The organism is Kitasatospora sp. NPDC057542, from assembly GCF_042801945.1.
GTDB lineage: Bacteria > Actinomycetota > Actinomycetes > Streptomycetales > Streptomycetaceae > Kitasatospora.
In genome coordinates, this window is record NZ_JBHVFE010000626.1 from 1 (window position 1) to 4,194 (window position 4,194).

Annotated in this window: 5 protein-coding genes; 4 read left to right on the plus strand and 1 reads right to left on the minus strand. The window is 74.1% G+C overall.

All coding sequences use genetic code 11. The features are described from left to right. Positions 1–102 precede the first annotated feature (102 nt). Complete coding sequence (locus ACFU7Y_RS41045) at positions 103–1,476, minus strand: FAD-dependent oxidoreductase (RefSeq protein WP_224284395.1); 1,374 nt, start codon at positions 1,474–1,476, stop codon at positions 103–105. Positions 1,477–1,793: 317 nt separating this feature from the next. Between ACFU7Y_RS41045 and ACFU7Y_RS41050 the strand changes: the two genes are divergently transcribed. From ACFU7Y_RS41050 to ACFU7Y_RS41065, 4 genes are all read left to right on the plus strand, one after another. Further along, entirely contained in the window at positions 1,794–2,063 is a 270-nt protein-coding gene (locus tag ACFU7Y_RS41050; RefSeq protein WP_224284394.1) for a ferredoxin, read from the plus strand. Positions 2,064–2,160: 97 nt separating this feature from the next. Beyond that, positions 2,161–3,375 (plus strand): cytochrome P450, encoded by a 1,215-nt coding sequence (locus ACFU7Y_RS41055; protein WP_224284393.1) that lies wholly within the window; start codon positions 2,161–2,163, stop codon positions 3,373–3,375. Positions 3,376–3,525: 150 nt separating this feature from the next. Continuing rightward, positions 3,526–3,690 (plus strand): hypothetical protein, encoded by a 165-nt coding sequence (locus tag ACFU7Y_RS41060; protein ID WP_224284392.1) that lies wholly within the window; start codon positions 3,526–3,528, stop codon positions 3,688–3,690. A gap of 103 nt (positions 3,691–3,793) precedes the next feature. Then, positions 3,794–4,135: a hypothetical protein gene (locus ACFU7Y_RS41065; RefSeq protein WP_224284391.1), complete on the plus strand. Its 342-nt coding sequence runs from the start codon at positions 3,794–3,796 to the stop codon at positions 4,133–4,135. Positions 4,136–4,194 lie beyond the last annotated feature (59 nt).

The window sequence follows — 4,194 nt, forward strand, 5'->3', positions numbered from 1 at the left end:
GGCCCGAGCGGGGGCGGGACCGCCGACCGCATCCGCGACGGTCACCTCGCGTCGCAGCTCGGCGAGGGCCCGGCTGCCGAAGGTGCGGGGCGGGGCGGGCACTCAGGCCGGGATGAGGGCATCCCACTGGTCTCGGGTCGGGCCGTCGGGCCGTGGCGAGAAGTCGGGGTGGGCGGCCAGCCAGGCGGTGACGTGGCGGTCCACTTCGTCGGTTCCGTAGGCCTCCTCCGCCGGTTGCAGGAGGTGGCGCACCCGGGCCCTGGCCCGCATGACGACGGGGTCGTCGAACGCGCAGGCAGCCAGCGCGGCAGTCCGCAGGTCCGCGGACGGCTGGGTCCCGGTGAGGCGTTGCTCGTTGCCGCGGTCGGCCGTCACCTGCGCGTCGAACCAGGGACGGAGGGTGCGCGCCGCCCAGGCGTGGTAGCCGGTGGGGTCCGCGGCGATCCGTTCGACACGGGTGGCGATGTACTGGGCGGCGCGCAGGCCGAGGGCCGCGCCGTGGCCCAGGGTGGGGTTGGTGTGGACGAGGCTGTCCCCGGCGTTGATCAGGCCGGTGACGACGGGTCCGGCGTCGTCGGCGAGGGCGGTCCAGCGGTTGTCCAGGCCGCCCATGGCCAGGACGGCCGACTGCGGCTCGGGGTCCAGGTCGAGCCAGGCGGCGGTGGCGGGGAAGCTCCGGGCGACGGCCTCGAACACGGCGGGGTCGGTGAGCGCGCCGCGGGTCGGATCATCCGCGGAGAGCATCACGCTCACCGCGAAGGTGTCGTTGTCGGACGGGAACACGCCGGCGAGCGCGAACGGTGCGGTCGAGCCGGGCTTCACCCGCCCGGGGTCGCGCGGGCCGTCGGCACGCAGGCGGTACCAGCGACACAGGTAGGCGATCCCGGTGCGGTGGCTGTCGACCACGGGCGGGCGGCAGCCGGCCGCGACCAACCAGGCGGGAACCGGAGAGCGACGGCCGGAGGCGTCGACGACGAGGTCCGCCCGGTACGTGTCCGCGCCCACCTGCACGCCGGTGACCCGGGCGGGGTGGCCCTCGTCGAAGGTGAGGGCCCGCACCCGGGAGCCTCGCCGCACCTCGACGGTGGGCTCGCGCCGCACGGCCGCGGTCAGGGCGGCCTCCAGCACGATGCGCCGGGTGCGCAGGGTCACCAGGTCCTCATCCCCGGCCCGGTGCGGCGGATGCTCACCGAACCAGTCGAAGTCGTGGTACTCCAGGGCGCCGCGGGCCAGCAGGTCCGCGTGGACATCGGGCGCCTCGGCCCGCAGCACGGTGCGCACCGGTGCGAGGAACGAGTGGGGCTGGACGGCCTGCGGAACCCGGGGCCTGTCCCAGTGGAAGAAGTCCCGGTCCGGGTCCTCTCCGGCCTGCCGCGCGTCCTGTTCGAACAATGTGACCGGATGACCCCGCCGGCCCAGCATGAGCGCCGTCCCCAGCCCACTGATGCCTCCGCCGACCACCGCAACCCGCGCCAATGAACTCCCCTTCGCGTCGTGTTGCGAAATGATCTTACTGCTCGGCGGTTTCCGGGCGGGCCCCCACCCCCGCCCCCGCACGGCGGCGGGCGGCCGGACGTGGTGAGCCGGGAGCCGTGGGAGCGTACGCTTGTCCGGGTAACGTCAATTCAAAACCTGCCTCGCCGCCCGGCAGCTCCGACGGGAGCCGAATCGGCCATTCTCGGCGATCCCGCCGCGGCACCCTCCGTGAACGGAGTAGCGGCGGTTAGGTTGGCAATGACAACGAGAGGCGGCCGCCGGGCAGCCGGCGGCGCACTGGCGAGAGGTGCCCGACCATGCGGGTGAGTATCGACCGGGACCGCTGCTGCAGCTCCGGGATGTGCGTCATGAACGTCCCCGAGGTGTTCGACCAGGACGACCACGACGGCCTGGTGAGACTCCGTCAGACCGCGTTCCGGCCCGACCAGTTCGATGATCTCAGACTGGCCGCCCAGCTCTGCCCGAGCGGCGCGATCACCGTGGTCGAGGGCGATTCGGCAGCGGCCGGGTCGACCGTGGCCGAGGCCGAACCCGCCGGGAGGCGGACCGCCCCGGTCGACGGCTGACCGCCGTCGGCCCCGGCCACCGCGACAGACCCTGACGGACGTCCAGTCACCACACGACCCCCCACCGGAGAACCTCGCGACACAAGGAGACCCCGCCTTGACGAGCACACCCACCGTCCCCGCCGTCCCGCTGCCGTCCCCGCACTCCGCCGGCTGCCCGTTCGGCCCGCCGCCCGCGTACACCGAGGCCGCCGCCACCGCCCGGCTGACCCGCGCCGACCTGCCCGGGGGCGAGTCCTGCTGGCTGGCCACCGGCTACGCCGAGGTCCGCACCGTCCTGTCCGACCGCCGGTTCAGCGCGGACGTACGCCACCCGTCCTTCCCCCTGCTGGTCGCCGGCAGCCGGGAACGGATCACCGAGAACCCGAGCTTCCTGCGGCTCGACGACCCCGAGCACGCCCGGCTGCGCCGGATGGTCACCGGGGACTTCCTGGTCAAGCGGGTCGAGGCGATGCGCCCGGACATCCAGCGGATCGTGGACGAGGCGCTGGACGGGATGACCGTGGGCCGCACCGAGGCCGACCTGGTCGCCGACTTCGCGCTGCCCGTCCCCTCGCTGGTGATCTGCCTGCTGCTCGGCGTCCCGTACGAGGACCGCGAGTTCTTCCAGAGCATCAGCCGGACGCTGCTCAGCAACTCCAGCACGATCGAGCGGCTCCTTGAGGCCCAGGACGAGCTGCTGGCGTACCTGGAGGGGCTGACGGACCGCAAGCGGGAGAAGCCGGAGGACGACATCCTCAGCCGGCTCGCCGCCCGGGACGACCTCACCGTGCGCGAGGTCGCCAGCACCGGCATCCTGCTGCTGATCGCCGGGCACGAGACGACCGCGAACATGATCTCGCTGTCCACCGCCCTGCTGCTGGACCGGCCCGAGCAGGTCGCCAGGCTGGCCGACCCGGCCGCGCTGCCCGGCGCGGTGGAGGAGCTGCTGCGCCACCTCACCATCGTCCACACCGGGGTGCCCCGGGTGGCGCTGGAGGACGTGGAGCTGGGCGGCGCGACCGTCCGGGCCGGGGAGGGCGTGATCGCGATGCTCTCCACCGCCAACCGGGACGAGGAGATGTTCGGCGGTGCCGGTCGGCCGCCGGTCGACGAACTGGACCTGGACCGGGACGCCCGGCGGCACATGGCCTTCGGCTTCGGCGTGCACCAGTGCCTCGGCCAGCCGCTGGCCCGCGCCGAGCTCCAGATCGCGCTGGCCACGCTGTTCCGGCGGCTGCCCGGGCTGCGGCTGACCGTCCCCCGCAGCGAGCTGGCGTTCCGCACCGACTCGTTCATCTACGGCATGCGGTCCCTGCCCGTCACCTGGTGACCTCAAGGTGAGGTCCGCGGTCGCTCGCCGGGGCACCCGGCTGGCCCTGGCGCCGGGGCGGAGGCAGGCTGGAAGGGCGAAGAGACACCACCGGCCCTGCCGCGCCCCCGACCCGGCGCGCCCGGACCGGCCGAGGAGACGGAGCCCGCGATGACCGACATGAGCGACCGGTCCAAGGTGAGCACCGAGGACGACGAGGACATCCGCGCCGCGGACCCCGAGGAGGGCATCCCCTCGACGCAGAACCTGCACGCGCAGGACACCTCCCAGGCGGAGGGCGCCCGCATGCCGGACCAGCCCGGCCAGTCCGGCTGACCGTCCGGCGTACCGACTCGACCGCCCGGTGGGACCGGGCGGTCGCCGCGACCGTGGGTGTCGCCGCTCCGGCGGCGGTGCACCCGCGAGGGAGGAGAGGCGCATGACCGAACACGACGAAGGCAACCGCCAGGCCCGGCCGCCCGCGGACCCGCGCACGTCGTGGGCGACCTGGACCACCCAATCGATCATCAGCGGCCCCGGTGGGGTCACCACCACCGAGGTCGGCCCGATCTCCGGCGACCTCACCGTGCACACCACCTGGGTGGACGGCGAGGCGCGGCTGACCGTCCAGTACACCGGCGCGCTGGACTGGTACACCGTCGACGGCAGCCCGGTGCCGGCGGACGACGAGACCACCGCACGGGCGATCCACCAAGCGATGGTGAACGGCGTCAAGGCCGGCCGGGGCGCGGGTGCCCCGCCGGCACCGCCGAAGCTCTAGGGACCTCCGGGAACCGTGACGAAACGGCGGCGCGCCCGGGACGGGTGACCGTCCCGGGC